17 protein-coding genes are annotated in these 17531 nt (G+C 35.9%); 6 read left to right on the plus strand and 11 right to left on the minus strand.

Going from position 1 to position 17531, the window contains the following annotated elements; all coding sequences use genetic code 11:
- Window positions 1-188: 188 nt before the first annotated feature.
- Window positions 189-1091 carry a DMT family transporter gene (locus RUH95_RS19365; RefSeq protein WP_313894549.1) on the minus strand — a complete coding sequence of 301 codons (903 nt, stop codon included), beginning with the start codon at window positions 1089-1091 and terminating at the stop codon, window positions 189-191.
- Window positions 1092-1215: 124 nt separating this feature from the next.
- On the opposite strand from RUH95_RS19365, the gene RUH95_RS19370 reads away from it, so the two are divergent.
- The gene (locus tag RUH95_RS19370; protein WP_313894550.1) at window positions 1216-1935 is read left to right on the plus strand and encodes an MgtC/SapB family protein; all 720 of its coding nucleotides are present in this window, start codon (window positions 1216-1218) and stop codon (window positions 1933-1935) included.
- 16 nt (window positions 1936-1951) lie between these two features.
- The gene (locus tag RUH95_RS19375; protein WP_313894551.1) at window positions 1952-2941 is read left to right on the plus strand and encodes a cation diffusion facilitator family transporter; all 990 of its coding nucleotides are present in this window, start codon (window positions 1952-1954) and stop codon (window positions 2939-2941) included.
- A 24-nt stretch (window positions 2942-2965) separates the two neighbouring features.
- On the opposite strand, the gene RUH95_RS19380 is transcribed toward RUH95_RS19375, so the two are convergent.
- From RUH95_RS19380 to pruA, 4 genes are all read right to left on the minus strand, one after another.
- Window positions 2966-4129 (minus strand): iron-containing alcohol dehydrogenase, encoded by a 1164-nt coding sequence (locus RUH95_RS19380; RefSeq protein ID WP_313894552.1) that lies wholly within the window; start codon window positions 4127-4129, stop codon window positions 2966-2968.
- Between the two features lie 77 nt (window positions 4130-4206).
- A complete protein-coding gene (locus tag RUH95_RS19385) occupies window positions 4207-5451 on the minus strand; it encodes a Glu/Leu/Phe/Val family dehydrogenase (protein ID WP_313894553.1) in 1245 nt (414 codons plus the stop codon).
- An 82-nt stretch (window positions 5452-5533) separates the two neighbouring features.
- On the minus strand, window positions 5534-6727 hold the full coding sequence (locus RUH95_RS19390) for an ornithine--oxo-acid transaminase (RefSeq protein ID WP_313894554.1): 1194 nt from the start codon (window positions 6725-6727) through the stop codon (window positions 5534-5536).
- A gap of 62 nt (window positions 6728-6789) precedes the next feature.
- Entirely contained in the window at window positions 6790-8334 is a 1545-nt protein-coding gene (pruA, locus tag RUH95_RS19395; RefSeq protein WP_313894555.1) for an L-glutamate gamma-semialdehyde dehydrogenase, read from the minus strand.
- 137 nt (window positions 8335-8471) lie between these two features.
- On the opposite strand from pruA, the gene RUH95_RS19400 reads away from it, so the two are divergent.
- Window positions 8472-9788 carry an AAA-type ATPase lid domain-containing protein gene (locus tag RUH95_RS19400; RefSeq protein WP_313894556.1) on the plus strand — a complete coding sequence of 439 codons (1317 nt, stop codon included), beginning with the start codon at window positions 8472-8474 and terminating at the stop codon, window positions 9786-9788.
- A 23-nt stretch (window positions 9789-9811) separates the two neighbouring features.
- Here the strand turns inward: RUH95_RS19400 and yugI are convergent, their stop codons facing one another.
- The 3 genes from yugI to RUH95_RS19415 all read right to left on the minus strand — a co-directional run bounded on the left by yugI (window position 9812) and on the right by RUH95_RS19415 (window position 12531).
- Window positions 9812-10186 carry a S1 domain-containing post-transcriptional regulator GSP13 gene (gene yugI / locus RUH95_RS19405; protein ID WP_313894557.1) on the minus strand — a complete coding sequence of 125 codons (375 nt, stop codon included), beginning with the start codon at window positions 10184-10186 and terminating at the stop codon, window positions 9812-9814.
- Between the two features lie 88 nt (window positions 10187-10274).
- Window positions 10275-11984, minus strand: coding sequence for a hypothetical protein (locus RUH95_RS19410; RefSeq protein ID WP_313894558.1), 1710 nt, complete (start codon window positions 11982-11984; stop codon window positions 10275-10277).
- Window positions 11974-12531: an RNA polymerase sigma factor gene (locus RUH95_RS19415; RefSeq protein WP_313894559.1), complete on the minus strand. Its 558-nt coding sequence runs from the start codon at window positions 12529-12531 to the stop codon at window positions 11974-11976. The genes RUH95_RS19410 and RUH95_RS19415 overlap by 11 nt, the downstream gene beginning before the upstream one ends.
- A 167-nt stretch (window positions 12532-12698) precedes the next feature.
- Here RUH95_RS19415 and RUH95_RS19420 point away from each other — a divergent pair, with 167 nt between their 5' ends.
- On the plus strand, window positions 12699-12911 hold the full coding sequence (locus RUH95_RS19420) for a helix-turn-helix domain-containing protein (protein WP_313894560.1): 213 nt from the start codon (window positions 12699-12701) through the stop codon (window positions 12909-12911).
- Window positions 12912-12945: 34 nt separating this feature from the next.
- Here the strand turns inward: RUH95_RS19420 and RUH95_RS19425 are convergent, their stop codons facing one another.
- Window positions 12946-13206 carry a DUF1871 family protein gene (locus RUH95_RS19425; RefSeq protein WP_313894561.1) on the minus strand — a complete coding sequence of 87 codons (261 nt, stop codon included), beginning with the start codon at window positions 13204-13206 and terminating at the stop codon, window positions 12946-12948.
- A gap of 76 nt (window positions 13207-13282) precedes the next feature.
- Between RUH95_RS19425 and RUH95_RS19430 the strand changes: the two genes are divergently transcribed.
- Window positions 13283-14452, plus strand: coding sequence for a MalY/PatB family protein (locus RUH95_RS19430; RefSeq protein WP_313894562.1), 1170 nt, complete (start codon window positions 13283-13285; stop codon window positions 14450-14452).
- A gap of 807 nt (window positions 14453-15259) precedes the next feature.
- Window positions 15260-16255: a DUF2268 domain-containing putative Zn-dependent protease gene (locus tag RUH95_RS19435; RefSeq protein ID WP_313894563.1), complete on the plus strand. Its 996-nt coding sequence runs from the start codon at window positions 15260-15262 to the stop codon at window positions 16253-16255.
- Between the two features lie 188 nt (window positions 16256-16443).
- Here RUH95_RS19435 and RUH95_RS19440 read toward each other — a convergent pair whose 3' ends face one another.
- Together RUH95_RS19440 and RUH95_RS19445 are read right to left on the minus strand one after the other, a co-directional pair.
- Window positions 16444-16671, minus strand: coding sequence for a hypothetical protein (locus RUH95_RS19440; protein ID WP_313894564.1), 228 nt, complete (start codon window positions 16669-16671; stop codon window positions 16444-16446).
- Window positions 16672-16687: 16 nt separating this feature from the next.
- Window positions 16688-17431, minus strand: coding sequence for a peptidylprolyl isomerase (locus RUH95_RS19445; protein WP_313894565.1), 744 nt, complete (start codon window positions 17429-17431; stop codon window positions 16688-16690).
- Between the last annotated feature and the right edge of the window lie 100 nt (window positions 17432-17531).

The following is a 17531-nucleotide window of genomic DNA, read 5'->3' on the forward strand; positions in this document are numbered from 1 at the left end:
CTTTCTAACTATATTTCTTAACGTTTTGCATGTTCAGTTTTCAATGTTCATGTTGCCATCTCGTTTTGACGACTTTATTATTATAGCTTCTTTCGATTTTCTTGTCAAACACTTTTTTTGAATCTTTCAAATTGTTTGATTGTCGTTCCGAAGGACAAGATTTAATATACATGCTTTTAATCAATAAATCAAGCCTTTTTCTTAAAAAAGATTCTAAGTACTAACTTTCCATCGATAACAAACAGCATAATCCCTAATATAACAACGATTCCACCAAGTACTTGAAGTGAAGTAACAACTTCATTAAAAACATAGAACGCAAGAATAGCCGCTCCAATTGGTTCAAATAAGATCGCAATCGACAGCGCATTTGTACTTACATATTTCAAAGACCAGTTAAATAAAGTATGTCCTAATAAATTCGGTATTATTGCTAGTAATAAAAACCATAACCAATCTATAGAAGGATGACCAACGAATGACTCTCCTTTAATAAGAACATAAAAGAATAATGTAATCGAACTAATACTATAAACAACATATGTATACGTAATAAGTGAAAGCCTTTTACGGACATCTTGGCCAAATAGTAAATAAGCAGTTACGAGTGCACAAGCAATTAATGCAAGGATATCTCCATATAAAGCAGATCCACTTATTTTAAAATCTCCCCAACTAATGATAAAGCTTCCTATAATAGCGATAAAACCTGCTAACAATGTTTTCAGTGAAATTTTTTCTTTAAAAAACAAAAACGTACCTACAAATGCAAAGATTGGTTGCAATGTAACTAAAACTGTAGAACTTGCAACGGATGTATAATTAAGCGACTCGAACCAAAGGATAAAATGGAACGAAAGAAATACACCTGCAATAACAGAGAAAGTCCAGTCCCGACGACTCATTATTTTAATTTCATTTTTATATTTCATAAAAAATAGCGGCGACATAATTAAAACAGAGAAAAACATACGATAAAATGCAATGACTCCAGACTCTGCAGATGCTAACTTTACAAGTATTGCTGATATTGAAACAGAAATTACTCCAATAACTATCGGAATATAAGGGTTGATTTTTGGCTTATCCATTCGTAACACTCTACCTTCATAATAAAAATGTTTATAAGTAAAAATTTAATGTATTCTATATCTAATATATTATTTTTTGCATACATATCATTATACGCCTTAAATGGAGGAGAGGGAATAAGAAATGGAATGGCTCCAAGAACATATGGGAAATACCGAAGTCATCATCAAATTATGTTTTGCTGCACTACTTAGTTTAATCATAGGTATTGAACGGGAATTAAAGAAAAAGCCAGTAGGTTTGAAAACAAGTATTGTCATCGCAACTTTTAGTTGTTTATTAACGTATATTTCCATTGAATCTGCTTATACGACTCCTGCAAGAGATAGCATTAATATAACAATGGACCCTCTCCGTCTTGCAGCGCAAATTGTTACTGGTATCGGTTTTTTAGGTGCAGGGGTTATTTTACGAAAAGGAAATGACAGCATTACAGGACTAACAACAGCTGCAATGATATGGGGAGCTGGTGGAATAGGGATTGCAGTAGGAGCAGGTTTTTATATTGAGGCTGCTCTGACTGTTTGTATTGTTTTAATAGGCATAGAAATCATTCCTCCCATTATGACAAAATTCGGTCCGAAAAGATTACGATCAAAAGAGTTATTTTTGAAAGTACTTGTCTCTGATACAGAAAGTATTTCAAAAATGTATGATTACCTAAACGAAAACGAACTATATATAGAAAGTATTCGTATTAAAGATATTCTTATAAACAATACAACTACTAAACATGAGATGGAAATGCGTTTATCAATCATTACGAAAAAGAGTACAGTAGAATTTTATCAAATGGTGAAACAAAAAGACTTTATTGAACGAATAGAAGTAGAATCTATCTAACAAAAGGAGTAACTATATGAGTGAGTTTGTCAAACTATTAAAAGGCGGGAATAAACCTTCCTTAACTGCAGCAATTGTTAATACAATTATAGCTATACTAAAAGCTGGTGCGTTCTTTTTTACTGGTAACGTAGCAATGTTCGCTGAAATGATGCACTCTATAGGCGACGCAGCAAATCAATTCTTCGTATTTATCGGTTCGGCATTATCAAAAAAGGCTCCAACACCAAAGTTTCCCAATGGATTTGGGCGACTCGTTAATCTTGTTTGTTTAGGAGCAGTCATACTAGTAGGTATCCTTTCTTACGAAACAATAAAAGAAGGATGGCATCATATTCAACATCCCGCAGCTTCTTCAGGTGTCGCAATAAGTTTAGCTGTTCTAGGTATAAGTATTATTTTAGAATTTGCCGTTTTATATAAAGCAGGAAAAGAAATTTTACACGAAGTTGGCATTAAAGGAACATTATTATCTCCCCTTACTACTAGCTTCGCCCATTTAAATCGTGCAAAACCAGCAACTAAATTAGTATTTATGGAAGATTTAGTAGCAACTTCAGGTGGAATTCTTGCATTTATTGCAGTATTAATCTCGCATTTCACAGGTTTTTTACAAGCAGAAGGAATTGCTTCTATTATGATTGGTGTGATGATGTTTTATGTAGTAGGGAAAGTGTTCCTTGATAATGCAAGAGGAGCTCTTGGAGAAACAGATGAACAAATGCTTGTCCATATAGCACATATCGTCTCAGAAAATCCACATGTAAAGGATATTCAAGAGCTAGAAGTGTTAAAAGAAGGTGAGTTTTTACATGTAAAGCTAGTAGCTGAAGTTGATGCAACTCTATCCTTTGCCGAAGTAGACGATATTCACGATGTTTTGAAAGACATCATTCTCAATCAACCTGGTGTAACGGATATTATTATCGCATTTGATGAAGATGATGGTATTCGTGAGTGGACGCACCATAAAGATCAGCACACAATATTAAAAACACATAATTGAGCATAGCTCAATTATGTGTTTTTTTTACAGACAAGCTGTCAATATAGCTTTTACATCCGCTTCATTCAACTTATTAAAACTACCTAATTCCCCAAGAGCCATCGCTTTTTCTACCATTAAATCCATTTTCGAGTTGTCTATATCATAATCCGCAAGCGTTGTAGGTGCACCTAAAGATGCCCAAAACTCTGCTAATCGCTCGATTCCTTCATAAGCAACTGCTTCAGTCGATTTGTCTAAAGGGTTTACTCCGAATACTTTCGTAGCCATTTTAGCAAAGCGAGCAGGGTTAACTTTCACATTATGACGCATCCATCTCGGGAAAATAATTGCAAGACCCCCCGCATGAGGAATATCATACACTGCCGAGACAGCGTGCTCTATATCATGACTAGCCCAGTCTCCGTTATATCCCATTTGTAAAAAGTTATTCAATCCCATCGTTCCTGCAAATAAAATCGTTTCACGTAACTCAAAGTTTTCCAAATCTTTTATAAGTTTCGGACCTGCTTCGATAACCGCACGAAGTACACCTTCTATCATTTCATCTTGAACTGGTGTATTTGTTGCATTATGATAATATTGCTCAAACATATGAGACATCATATCAACAATGCCATAAACCGTTTGATCAAGTGGGACAGTAAAAGTATTTACTGGATCTAAAATAGAGAACTTCGGAAAGTTAAACGGGCTTCCCCATCCGTATTTTTCTTGCGTTACTTCATTCGTAATAACAGAACCTGCATTCATCTCAGATCCTGTCGCTGCTAAAGTTAGCACAGTACCGAATGGCAGTGCATCTTTTGGAAATGCTTTGCGAGTAACTAAATCCCATGCGTCCCCATCATATTTTGCAGCAGTGACAATCAGTTTTGTACAATCAATTACAGAACCGCCTCCAACCGCTAGTACAACTTCAATACCTTCTTTTTTACAAAGGTCCGCCCCTTTTTGAGCTGTAGACAATCTTGGATTCGGCTCTACACCCTCTAATTCAAATACTTCCATATTCATCTCATTTAAAAGAGACATAACTTGGTCGTATAGACCGTTTCTTTTAATACTACCTCCACCATATACAACTAGCACTTTTTTTCCGTACTTTGGAAGTTCCTCTTTTATTTTTTCTAATTGGTTTTTACCAAAAATTAGTTTAACTGGATTATAAAATGAAAATGCGTTCATCTGTAGTTCCTCCTCTTACAATACTATTGTTAAGATAATAAAAACCGCTTGTAAAAAACAAGCGGTCCATTTATTCATTATACCCAGCCACGGAAGCGTGAAGCTTCTGCAGTTCTACGTACACCAACCATGTAAGCAGCTAAACGCATATCAATATTGCGAGTTGTTGCTACATCATATATATTTTCAAACGCTTCAACCATTTTTTTAATTAATTTTTCATTTACTTCTTCTTCTGACCAGTAATAACCTTGGTTATTTTGAACCCATTCGAAGTATGAAACCGTTACTCCGCCCGCACTTGCAAGTACGTCTGGAACTAGTAGAATACCTCTTTCGTATAGTATTCTAGTAGCTTCTGCAGTAGTTGGACCATTAGCCGCTTCTACTACAATACTAGCTTTTACATTGTGAGCATTGTCAGCAGTAATTTGATTTTCAATAGCTGCTGGAACAAGAATATCACAATCTAATTCTAATAAATCTTGGTTTGAAATCGTATTTTCGAATAAAGTGGTTACTGTTCCAAAGCTGTCGCGACGATCTAATAGATAATCAATATCTAAACCATTCGGATCGTGTAAAGCGCCGTATGCATCTGAAATACCAATAACTTTAGCACCTTGATCACTCAAGAATTTCGCTAAGAAACTACCTGCGTTTCCGAAACCTTGAATTACAATACGTGCATCATTCATATCAATACCGCGTTTTTTCGCAGCTTCGTTAATGATAATCGTAACACCTTGTGCAGTTGCGCGGTCACGACCTTGCGAACCACCAAGTACTAGAGGTTTACCAGTGATAAATCCAGGTGAGTTGAATTGGTCCATACGACTATATTCATCCATCATCCATGCCATAATTTGCGCATTTGTGAATACATCTGGAGCTGGAATATCTTTTGTTGGTCCAACAATCTGACCAATTGCTCGAACATAGCCACGACTTAAGCGTTCAATTTCTCCCATTGACATTTCACGTGGATCACAAGTTACTCCACCTTTACCTCCGCCGTAAGGTAAATCTACAATACCAGCTTTTAGAGTCATCCACATAGAAAGTGCTTTCATTTCTTCTTGCGTTACACCAGGGTGAAAACGAACTCCACCTTTAGTTGGTCCAACAGCATCGTTATGCTGAGCACGGTATCCAGTGAAAACTTTTACGGAATTGTCGTCCATTCTTACAGGAATTCTTACTTCCATCATGCGTAGTGGTTCTTTTAACAATTCGTACATTGCTTCATCATAACCTAATTTGTTCAGAGCCTCTTTAATAACAGCCTGAGTTGATGTGAACAGGTTTAAATTTTCAGCCATTTGATTGTTTCGCCTCTTTAATTCATAATGATTTCTTCGGGATAATTGTAACATATATTCGTCGTATTTTGTCTATGAAATATTATTTTGTGAATACTTTTTTAATTTTTTCAATTGCCCAATCTAGTTCTTCTTTTGAAATAACTAGTGGTGGTGCAAAACGAATTACCGTATCATGCGTTTCTTTACATAATAAACCTAATTCTTTTAGTGCTTCACAGTATGGACGAGCCGATTCTGTTAACTCCATTCCGATAAATAATCCGCGTCCGCGAACTTCTTTAATAGAAGGATGTTGAATTTCTTTTAATGCATCCATGAAATAATTTCCTTGTTCAAGTGAACGTTCAGCTAATTTTTCATCCAATAAAACATCAAGAGATGCAATAGATACTGCACATGCCATTGGATTACCACCGAATGTAGAACCGTGAGAACCTGGGTTGAATACGCCTAATACATCACGATCGGCTACTACACAAGAAATTGGGAATACTCCGCCTCCAAGTGCTTTTCCTAAAATATACATGTCAGGATTAATGTCTTCCCACTCACAAGCAAACATTTTACCAGTACGGCAAAGTCCTGCTTGGATTTCATCTGCGATGAATAATACATTATTTTCACGACATAATTCACGAGCAGCTTTCATAAATCCTGCTGGAGGAATAATAATACCTGCTTCTCCTTGAATTGGTTCGATTAAAAATGCAGCAGTATTTGGAGTAATCGCTGCTTTTAAAGCTTCTAAATCACCATAAGGAATTAGATTAATACCAGGAAGCATTGGGCCGAATCCACGTTTGTATTCCGGATCTGAAGATAAAGATACAGCAGTCATTGTACGACCATGGAAGTTTCCATTACATGCAATAATTTCCGCTTGATCTTCTTGAACGCCTTTTACATCGTATGCCCATCTACGAGCAGCTTTAAATGCTGTTTCTACTGCTTCTGCTCCTGTGTTCATAGGAAGTACCATTTCTTTACCCGAAATTTCAGTTATTTTTTTATACCATGGACCTAATTGATCGTTATGGAATGCACGAGATGTTAACGTTACTTTATCCGCTTGATCTTTTAGAGCTTGGATAATTACTGGGTGGCGATGGCCTTGGTTTACCGCTGAATAGGCAGAAAGCATATCCATGAATTTATTGCCTTCTGGATCTTTTACCCATACACCTTCTGCCTCAGAAATTACAATCGGTAGTGGATGGTAGTTATTTGCACCGTACTTATCCGTTTGTTCGATTACTTGTTGTGAAACTGTCATCATCATTTCCCCCTTATTTTGGAATAGGCAGACGCATCAATTGATGGGCCTGCCTATGGGTATTACAACATTTCAGAAGTTGTTTTAGCTTGTAGATGAAGACCGATATAATCTGGTCCACCGGCTTTTGAATCTGTACCTGACATGTTAAATCCACCAAATGGTTGGTATCCAACGATTGCTCCAGTACATCCACGGTTAAAGTAAAGGTTACCAACATGGAATTCTTCACGAGCCATTTCTTGGTTCATACGGTTATTTGTAATAACTGCTCCAGTTAAGCCGTATTCCGTGTTGTTTGCAATTTCGATTGCTTCTTTGAAATCTTTAGCTTTTGTAATTCCTACAACTGGACCAAAGATTTCTTCTTGCATAATACGTGCTGTTGGTGAAAGATCAGCAATAACTGTTGGTTGGATGAAGTATCCTTGTGAATCATCACCAGTACCACCATTTACTAGACGGCCTTCTCCTTTACCAATTTCAATGTATTCCATAATTTTATTGAAAGCAGCGCTGTCGATAACTGGACCTACGAAATGCTCGTCGTTATCCGGAACACCAACTGTTAATGCATTTGTTAACTCTTCAACGCGAGCAACTACTTGATCGTATACATCTTCAACGATTACAGCGCGTGAACAAGCTGAACATTTTTGTCCGCTAAATCCAAATGCTGATTTTACGATAGATTGAGCAGCTAATTCTAAATCTGCTTCTTTATCTACAACGATTGTATCTTTACCGCCCATTTCTAAAATCGTGCGTTTAATCCAAATTTGACCTTTAGATAATCTAGAAGATTTTTCAACAATTCCTAAACCAACATCACGAGAACCTGTGAAGCTGATTAGACGAGTGCGTGGGTGTTCTACTAAATAGTCACCAATTTCAGCACCTGAACCAGGGATGAAGTTAACAACACCAGCAGGCATTCCCGCTTCTTCTAAAATTTCAACGAATTTGTAAGCAACAACTGGTGTAGTTGAAGCTGGTTTAAGTAATACTGTATTACCTGCTACCATTGCTGCAACTGTTGTACCAGCCATAATTGCAAATGGGAAGTTCCATGGAGAAATAACAACTGCTACTCCTAGTGGAATATAGTCATAACGATTGTATTCGCCTGGACGGCTTTCTACTGGTTGGCCATCTTTCAAACGAAGCATTTGACGACCATAGTATTCAAGGAAGTCGATTGCTTCTGCAGCTTCTACATCAGCCTCAACCCAAGTTTTACCTGCTTCTTTAGAAAGTAATGCAGAGAATTCAAATTTACGACGGCGCATAATTGCTGCTGCTTTGAAAAGAACGTCTGCACGAACTTCTGGTTTCACTTTTTTCCAAGTGCTGAATGCTGCGTCTGCAATATCCATTGCTTTTGCTGCGATTTCTTTTGACGCTTTAGATACTGAACCTACAACTTGCTCTTTGTTTGCTGGGTTGTAAGAAACAATTTTGCTTTCAGTTGTAATTCTTTCTCCACCTACGATTAATGGATATTCTTCACCTAGGTATGCTTCTACTACTTTATAGCCTTCTTTAATTGCTTTTTTATTCGCTTCTGTTGAGAAGTCTGTAAATGCTTCATGTTTATAAGGTATCATGTAAATCCTCCTTTTGATTGTTAGTGCAAAAATTATTTGCTCTTTTAAATCGTTTACATATATAATAATGCAAAAGATTGTTGCATATTTCAAGTATTAAATTCTAAAAACGAAAAATAATTTTGAGGTGAGTTAAAATGAACAGCAAAATAGATAAGCTCCTCCCCTTTTATGACTTCGCAACAGAACGAGTAGCAATCGGCATTCACGCAGTTGATCCATCAGGAAAAACCGTTATTTACAATGAAAAAATGAAAGAAATCGAAGGATTAAACTCTGTAGACATCGTCGACCGTTCTATTCTGGAATTGTTTCAATTCGAACAACAAGAAAGTACCCTCCTCAAAGTACTTCATAGTGGAGAAGCCGTTTTGCGTATGAAACAAACGTATTGGAATAGAAATGGACAGGAAATAACGACGATAAACGACACATACCCTGTATGGAAAAACAATATACTTATTGGTGCAATCGAATTTGCACGAGATATTACAGCATTAGAACGACTGATTTATCAGCCTTTGAAACGATATAATGAACCAATTACACTTTCTACGATTACAGCAGTTTCGTCGTCCATGCAAGAAGTTCTGGCTCGCTCTGCAAAAGCTGCCCATGTGCGAATGCCATTATTATTAATTGGAGAAGCTGGAACAGGTAAAGATTTGATAGCAGAAGGAATTCATCATCAACTTGCTCCTTCAAACAAACAATTCATTTCCCTTTATTGCCATAGCTCTGACAGTCATTTAATCAATAAATTTCAAAATGAACTAAAGAATATGTCCAACTGTACAATATTTTGTGAAAGAATCGATTTATTATCCATCGATTTACAAAATCAGCTTTTACATATTTTAACTTCCAACACAGGAGAAAATAATTTGTTTATCGCCAGTATAGGTGTAGATCCTGTGGATTTAATATCTGACAACAAATTAAGCAAAGAATTGTATTATTATTTTGCATCTATTGTCATCAATATCCCGCCACTGCGCGATCGAACAGAAGATATTTTACCTTTTGTGAATGACTATTTTAATCGTTATTTGAATCGTTATGGGTCAACGATTGAGGAAATTGAAGATGAGGTCATCCAAGCCTTTTTAACATATGAATGGCCTGGAAACTTGAAAGAGCTTGAGTTATTGCTTGATGAAATAAGCTCGATGATCACAATGGAAAAAACGTTACAATTTGGCATGCTTCCACTCCATTTCAAATTGAAAGTGCAAGATTTTAATGAAACATCTAAAAAAGCAGAAGACTTTGTTGTATCGTTAGAGAAAGATATGCTCCCGTTAGATGCCTACTTAAGAGAAGCTGAAACATATTATTTACAAAAAGCGATGGACAAATACGATGGTAATATTACAAAAGCAGCAGAAGCGCTCGGTATGAGTCGCCAAAATTTACAGTATCGACTTCGAAAAATGAAAAACGGAAGCAACTAAGAAATCTTAGGCTTCCGTTTTTCTTATTGGATAGATTGCTGAATCCATCCTGCTAGTTTTTCTTTTAATGTGTTAAATCCTTCTTCATCATGTTCATCTACACGTGCTTGAAGTGATTTTCTTGGTTTTTCATCTTTTTTCGGATTGTTAGGTTTATCTTGTAGTTCGCGAATTGACAAGCTGATTTTCCCTGCTTCTCCGTCTATTTCTAGCACTTTCACTTCTACCCCTTGCCCAACTGTTAAAAATTCACCGACTTCTTTTACATAGCCGTATGTTATTTCAGAAATATGCACGAGGCCCTGTGTTTCTTCGTCTAAGCTAACAAAAGCGCCGTATGGTTGGATGCCAGTTACTTTACCTCTAACGATTTCCCCTATTGAATAACTTTTCCCCATTTCCGCTCACCTCTACTTTTCTATATGTTCGAATTTACCTAAATGGTCATGTTAAATTATAACATAGTAGAAAGGAAGCGAGCAAAAATCACTGTGTAGGCATGAATGCGGCCCTCCAACCATTATCGGTATAGATCACTGCAAAACCAACTACCTGATCGTTCGAGTAAAGTGTATTTTCCGGGTTCAGGGTTAAAACTACATAGCCTTCTTTATCCGAACGTTGATCAAAACGGAACGAAGAAAATTCCTTCTGAATATCCGATATTTTTTCATGAGGTCCACTCATATATTCTTCTTTCGGAATTCGTTGATATTGCTCATCTTTAATATACAGTTCATATTGCGTTTCATAATCGCCTAACTGCATGCAATAGTAATACAACCCAACAATTTCTTCGGGTGTTGCATCTTTTAACACGGTTTGGTCATGCGATCCTGCAAATAATTTGTACAATGCATGGACACGCTGTTGGAAATCGTCATTAACAAGAACTCCCTTGCTCATATCCTCCAATGGTACCGGCATGAACTGCTCCATGTCCCCACTTTTCGCAAGAAGAAGCGCATCTTCAATTGCGGCGTAAGTAAAATCGTCCCAAGCTTCCGATTTAGTCCATCCCGTTTGCTCAAATTCGTTCACGATTGGAATTAATAAATACGGAGATGGAGAAATTGCTTCGTTATTTGCCATACTCATCCACATATTTTGATATTCCTCTTTCACCAATCCATTGTCATCAAAAACGGGATTTTCTCTCGTACCTTTTACTAATAAGTAAAATACACTCGTATAATACGTATCCATTATGGAACCCCGATAATTTGCCGTTATATAATCGTCTAAAAAATATTCTTCCATTTTCATTAAAGTAGTTGCAGTTTCATCCATCGGATAGATGAATTCCCATATAGACGTAAATGGTTCAAACGCCATCATGAGCAAGTAAGCATTTGAAATCGGATCCAAACTCTTTGAAAAATCAGTCAAATTTTGCACATAATTATAACGAAATACGACATCAATTCCCTCATCGACTATTTCTAATTTCAAGCCTTGTGATTCTGCATTTTTTCTTAAGTTTTGAAAACCTGCTGGAAGCAGTCTTTCATTTTCCAGTATTTCATTCATATTAAATATTCCATCTACCTTGTACGCAGACAATTCATCTTTATAGGCATCCAGCTGTTTATTGGCATATTCTTTAAAATAATTTACTTTCAAATGATAAGTTCCTAAAAACTCAATCGTTTCAGCTTTGTCTAATGAGTCTTGCTCGACTACTTCCTTTACCATTTCAGAAGGAAGTTTTAAGTGGGTTATCTGCTGTTCATATTCCGCATCTATGTTCGGAGCATTAATAAAACCCCAACCGTATCTGGGATTAGTAATATGTTCAAAGGAACTATCAGCAGAACGAATGAATTCAATTTGAGTAAATTCTTCCTCTGAAAGGTTCAGCATTTCCCGTCGCTTTTCCCTTTCGATTGGATAGCCTTTTTTCAATTTTTCCACAAATTCTTTATTCGCTTCATTTAATTGACCTTCTCCTTGACTTGCTCGCTCATCTGATAAGTAGATGCCACCTAATATTCCCACAACAAACAAGCTAGCTATTCCGACAGCCCACACAGTAACTTTTTGCCAAGTCGTTCCTTTGCTTTGCTTTGATGGCGGAGGTTGGACTATTTCTTTTTCTATTTTTTGCAGTACTTCATCTGCATTAAAAGAAGATGGCACTCGATTGTAGGAACTTTTCAATAAGTCTAATCGTTCTTCGAGTTGTTTATCGTCCATGCTTTGCACCTCCGTTTGTAGAAAGTAAGCTTTTTAATTGTCCTTTTGCACGAAGTAATCTTGTTTTGACGGTTGGAAGAGGGATATTTAGCACATCGCCAATTTGTTCATAAGATAAATCGTGAAAATAATATAAAATAATTGGATGGCGATATTTTTCATTGAGTAACTGAATTGCTATATGTAATTCTCGATCTTCTTCAAAAATAAGTACTTTATCTTCCGCAGATTTCATCGCAAAGTTTCCGTCTACATTACTAGTTAACTTGTCTTCTTTTTCTTTTTCACGCGTTTCTTTTCGGTAATAATCTCGTGTTGTATTTAACGTAACTTTGTAAAGCCAAGTAGTAAATCGTTCACGCTTAAATTGATGCAAAAATCGATACAGCTTTACAAACACTTCTTGCGTTACATCTGGAATATCATTCACTTTGACGCCGCATTGAAAAGCAAATTTTTCTACTGTTCGATGATGTTTTTGAATGAGCTCTGTATAGGCAGCTTTGTCTCCTTGCTGCGCTCGCTCAATTAATTCATGTTCTGACATTGCTCCCCCTCGCTCTCTCTATACAAGTGAAACGGAGGATTGCTCCGTATTGTTTCAATCTTTTTTGAAAAAGTACTTTTTTAGACATGAAGAATAGGAAGGTTCTAAAAACAATTGTGCTATAATATAGTTATACTTATGACTTCTTTGAGAGGATGGATGTATTCATGAAACAAATTTTACACGAACAGTTACGTCAATTGAGAGAAGAACGAAATATTTCATTAGAAACGCTTTCCTTAAAAACAAGAATTGGTGTTGGCAAACTTGAGGCATATGAACAAGGGGTAGAAGTACCTTCTGTACAGACTCTTCTTAAATTATCGAATGCACTTGAAGCACCTGCATCCAACTTATTAGACGGCCTACAAAACGCATAAAAGCTTTCGGTTTTTACACCGAAAGCTTTTTTCTTTAGATAATGCTTTTCATTTCATATTTTAAAGCGATTAATTTATAAGAAACTTCCACGCATTTTTCTATGGGAATCCATTGTTCAAATGAATGCTCATATATTTTTTGAATACTTTTCGCCAGTTCAGACGGGTGATCGATCATTTGCAAATCAGCTATCACATCTGCTGCTTCTGCATCATAACTACCTACTCCGATTTCGAATGGGTCCCATTCTTGAAGTGTACAAACTGCTTTTTTATTCATTTCGATTGCGTCCATTAATTTTCACCTTACTACTTTATATTCTTTAGGGTTATAATAACATAGTAATGATAAATTGAAAGGGGAATTTGCTTTGACTAATTTTACTAGTGTCATAGAACGTCGAAACTCTCACTCTGTTAAATGGGATAACATGGAAGGTATTTATCCTATTCCTGATGCTTCTGATATACTTCCAATGTGGATTGCGGACATGGATTTTGCTGCACCATCAGCTGTTATTGAGGCTATACATAGAAGGCTAGAACATCCCGTTTTCGGATATTCGATTGTTCCAGAAGAATCAAAAACGGCTCTTTCTAACTGGCTACAAAAGAAACATCAATTATCGATTGAAAATGATTGGATTATTTTCCAGCAAGGTGTAATTCCAGCCATTGCTGCTGTTATAGAAACATTCACAAACAAAGGAGACAAAGTTCTTATACATACTCCTGTTTATCCACCTTTTACACATGTACCTACAAGAATGGGAAGAGTTGTAGAAACTTGTAGACTTATTGAAAAAGAAGGATCTTTCGCATTAGATGCAGAAGCATTTGAAAAATGCTTACAATCTGGCGTTAAAGTATTCATTTTATGCAACCCACATAATCCTGGTGGAAAAATGTGGTCAAAAGAAGATTTAACGGTAATGGCCGAGCTTTGTCAGAAATACAATGTCCTTATCTTATCGGATGAAATCCATTCGGATCTAATTTTTAAACCAAACAAACATATTCCGATTATGTCTGTTGCACCAGATAAAAATAATATTATTTCATGCTTTGCACCAACAAAAACATTTAACTTGGCAGGCATTCAAGCTGCTGCAATCGTTGTAAGTGATGAGAATAAAAAACAACAACTGAATGAGCACGCACTTATGCATGGCCAAATGGAATTAAATCCATTTTCAACTGCTGCGTTACAAGCAGCTTACAATCACGGGGAAAGCTGGTTAGAGGAATTATTAGAAGTTCTTTCTTCTAATATGGATTATGTAATTGAACAGCTTACTAGTAAAGTAGATGGGTTAAAGATTACTAAGCCTGAAAGTACTTATTTGTTATGGATTGACTATCGTGATACTGGGCTTTCCGAAAAAGAAATAATGGATCGTTTACTAACAAAAGGTAAACTAGCACTAGATCCAGGTACAAAATATGGTGCTGCAGGTGAAGGGTTTTTGCGCATGAATGTTGCTTGTCCTCTAGCAACTATTGAAGATGCTGTAGCACGCTTTATCAAAGCACTGTCGTAAAAACTTCTTAGCATCTATTTTAAGAAGGTGACAAACTCAAGTTTCAGAGTTTGTCACCTTCTTTTTTGGGATTTGCTATAATGCAGAAAATTGTTGATTTCCGCTGCGGTGGACGCTTTTCGCGGGCATAGTTTCAATCTCCTCGTTGCAAAAAAGACGCTCCTGCGGGGCTTTCAGCACATGCGATTCCCGCAGAAGTCGCCTCCTCCGCTCCAATCAACTAATCTACTATCAGTTGATCACATTGCCGAAAAGTTAACGAGAAACAGTAACCCAATTTTTACTACATACTATCCATCTTATTCCTATGTACAGTGAATGATTATTTTGGAAAGCAAATCTTCAGCTAACACACTCGTTAGTTCAAGAACAACGAATTACTTTATCGTACTCTTATTTTAATAAAGAAACTATAATTCGAGGAACAAATAAGAAAAAGTCTACTAAAGTAAATGCATTTTCAACTTTATCAAAGGTATCCATTTTTCCTTTCTTGTTATATTCATATTTCATACCTTAAACACACCTCCAAAATCATATTTTTATTATCCTTTTCTAAGGCTCTCTTTGAAAATGCTTCAGACCCTTAGCATTAATACGATTAAAATTAACATAAGGTTTAAATTTTATAAAACTCTCCAGAATATAGTTAAAAAGAATTATACTCATAAAAATTCCTCTCCAACTGTTTCAAGCTAGCCTAATTTCTTAAAGACATTTTCTTATAATTGTCATTAAAATTAATAGTTTAAATTAATGAAACTTTTAGGTAATATGGAATGTATAGGAAATAGGGAGATGAAGTTTATGAATATCACTAATAAAGCTTTAATTTCATTTTTTATGCTTCTATTAATTTTTATATTATCGGCCTGTAAGCAAACTGAACCATCTCGGGAAAATATACTCATGGAAAATGAACAACAAAATATATCTTATTCTTTTAAAAACCCCAATACAGGCCAAGAATTTAATATAATTCATGCTTACAAGCTATATGAAAATTTTTTTGAAACTGTAAAGGATAATCCAGATGAATCATCCCATAAATTGTATCGAGAAGAAGTTATAGAACCTGTCTATCATGCATGTTTCAAAGATACGGAGTATTTAGAAATTGATTTATTTGAATGGACACCAGAAGAAACTGATTATACTAGTATCAAGAGTCAAGTTGAATCAATGGATAAAAATCATTTAAATAAATTATATGAGGAATCCCTTGTTAAATCTTCCGACATGCTTCCATCAGATAAAAAAACAACCGTATGTGTGTTTCCTAAAAATGAAAAATTCCCTTCTGATATGCTAACAGTCGGGTCTGGGAAAATTTTAGTCTTTTACAATGATTTCGATAATTATCTTACATTGAGTCAGCTTGATAATAATTCTAAATCAGGTATGTCCCATGAATATCATCATAGTGTTTGGATAGAAAAACATTATACGGAAGATTATTTTGAAACAACATTAGATAGAATAATAATGGAAGGAAAAGCCGTGATGTTTGAAAGCTTAGTATATCCCGATTCAAATAGTACTGATATAGTGATTGATGAAAGCTTTGACAAAGAAGATTGGAGCAGAATTGAACCAGATCTTGAGGGGTATGTTACTGATCAGATTTATGAAATACTGATAGGTGGGACTAATGGTGTTCCCAATTATTATGGCTATAGTGAAGGCTTTAAAATGATTAGATCTTACTTAAACTTACATCCCGATATGACAATAGAAGAATGGTCTTCCAAAAGTCCGAAAGAAATACTTGACGAAGGGAATTACATGGCTAACTACGAGTAGTTGACTTTATCAATGGTCTACAAAACTTTATGTGTCCTTTTCTACATGTTAGAAAAGGATTTTTTGTTTATATTAGCGAGACTTAGTTTTAAGACGAGTAACTGCATGAGCATAGGAAGACAAGAAAACGTCCGCTTAGAACGAATCCATTCTATAAACTATAAACTTTCAGTAAAAAAAGCAGTCCCTCAGTTTTGAGGTGGCTGCTTTTCTTGTTCTTCTTTTCTTTCTTGCATAACACGATCTTCAATTTCTTTCGCTTTTGCAGCATCTTGCCTAGACTTCTTTTTCAACCATCTAAATACGAAAATACAAATAGTTACTAATATAATTAGCTCAATAACGACTGGAATATATTCCGTTTTATCTTCTGGGAAGTATAAGTATAAAAATCCAAGCGGCAGAAAATTAAACATATCAACACTTCCTTACTTATTTTTGTAAAATCTCAATCGACTCAATGACAACATCTTTAACTGGTTTATCATCCGCATCCGTTTCAACTGCGGCTATTTGATCGACAATGTCCATGCCTTCAATTACTTGTCCAAACACTGTATGCACTTGATCTAAAGTTGGTGCTCCCCCTATTTTTTCGTATGCATCCGCAATTTCTTGTGGCCAGCCACCTGATTTTAATTGCTCACTAGTTCCTGGAGATTCTGCTGCTTGAACGATAAAAAACTGACTTCCGTTCGTATTCGGTCCAGAATTCGCCATCGATAGAGCACCGCGCAAATTAAACAGATCCAATGAAAATTCATCTTCAAATGCTGCTCCAAAAACGCTTTCTCCACCCATACCTGTACCTGTTGGGTCTCCACCTTGAATCATGAAGTCCGCAATTACACGGTGGAAGATGATACCGTCATAATAGCCATTTTCTGCATGTGTTAGGAAGTTTTCAACCGTTTTAGGGGCTTGTTTTGGAAATAGTTTTATTTTAATAGCACCTTCCGTTGTGTTCATCACAACTAATGCCTCATCTGAGGCAACTTCTGTTGAAAGCTGTGGATATGTAGCAAGTTCTGTATTTGTTTCTGATTTTTTTTGTTCTGTTGTTTCCTTTTCTTTCTCTGTCTCTGACGCATCTTTATTTGCTTCATTCGACTTATCACCGCATGCACTTAATAAAAAAACAACACTTATTAAGCTTAATAATAGAATTTTTTTCATGTCATTTTCACCCCAAATAAGTTTACCACAACAGACTCTCTTTTTCTGTGACAAAGTGTGGTCCTTTCTTCGGGACTGGAAATACTCTATAATGAAACTA

It is taken from the genome of Psychrobacillus sp., from assembly GCF_032154225.1.
GTDB lineage: Bacteria > Bacillota > Bacilli > Bacillales_A > Planococcaceae > Psychrobacillus.

Excerpts from the sequence above, each read along its gene's own strand:
- RUH95_RS19365 (WP_313894549.1), bottom strand. The coding sequence starts at position 1,091 with ATGGATAAGCCAAAAATCAACCCTTATATTCCGATAGTTATTGGAGTA.
- RUH95_RS19370 (WP_313894550.1), top strand. The coding sequence starts at position 1,216 with ATGGAATGGCTCCAAGAACATATGGGAAATACCGAAGTCATCATCAAA.
- RUH95_RS19375 (WP_313894551.1), top strand. The coding sequence starts at position 1,952 with ATGAGTGAGTTTGTCAAACTATTAAAAGGCGGGAATAAACCTTCCTTA.
- RUH95_RS19380 (WP_313894552.1), bottom strand. The coding sequence starts at position 4,129 with ATGAACGCATTTTCATTTTATAATCCAGTTAAACTAATTTTTGGTAAA.
- RUH95_RS19385 (WP_313894553.1), bottom strand. The coding sequence starts at position 5,451 with ATGGCTGAAAATTTAAACCTGTTCACATCAACTCAGGCTGTTATTAAA.
- RUH95_RS19390 (WP_313894554.1), bottom strand. The coding sequence starts at position 6,727 with ATGACAGTTTCACAACAAGTAATCGAACAAACGGATAAGTACGGTGCA.
- pruA (WP_313894555.1), bottom strand. The coding sequence starts at position 8,334 with ATGATACCTTATAAACATGAAGCATTTACAGACTTCTCAACAGAAGCG.
- RUH95_RS19400 (WP_313894556.1), top strand. The coding sequence starts at position 8,472 with ATGAACAGCAAAATAGATAAGCTCCTCCCCTTTTATGACTTCGCAACA.
- yugI (WP_313894557.1), bottom strand. The coding sequence starts at position 10,186 with ATGGGGAAAAGTTATTCAATAGGGGAAATCGTTAGAGGTAAAGTAACT.
- RUH95_RS19410 (WP_313894558.1), bottom strand. The coding sequence starts at position 11,984 with ATGGACGATAAACAACTCGAAGAACGATTAGACTTATTGAAAAGTTCC.
- RUH95_RS19415 (WP_313894559.1), bottom strand. The coding sequence starts at position 12,531 with ATGTCAGAACATGAATTAATTGAGCGAGCGCAGCAAGGAGACAAAGCT.
- RUH95_RS19420 (WP_313894560.1), top strand. The coding sequence starts at position 12,699 with ATGAAACAAATTTTACACGAACAGTTACGTCAATTGAGAGAAGAACGA.
- RUH95_RS19425 (WP_313894561.1), bottom strand. The coding sequence starts at position 13,206 with ATGGACGCAATCGAAATGAATAAAAAAGCAGTTTGTACACTTCAAGAA.
- RUH95_RS19435 (WP_313894563.1), top strand. The coding sequence starts at position 15,260 with ATGAATATCACTAATAAAGCTTTAATTTCATTTTTTATGCTTCTATTA.
- RUH95_RS19440 (WP_313894564.1), bottom strand. The coding sequence starts at position 16,671 with ATGTTTAATTTTCTGCCGCTTGGATTTTTATACTTATACTTCCCAGAA.
- RUH95_RS19445 (WP_313894565.1), bottom strand. The coding sequence starts at position 17,431 with ATGAAAAAAATTCTATTATTAAGCTTAATAAGTGTTGTTTTTTTATTA.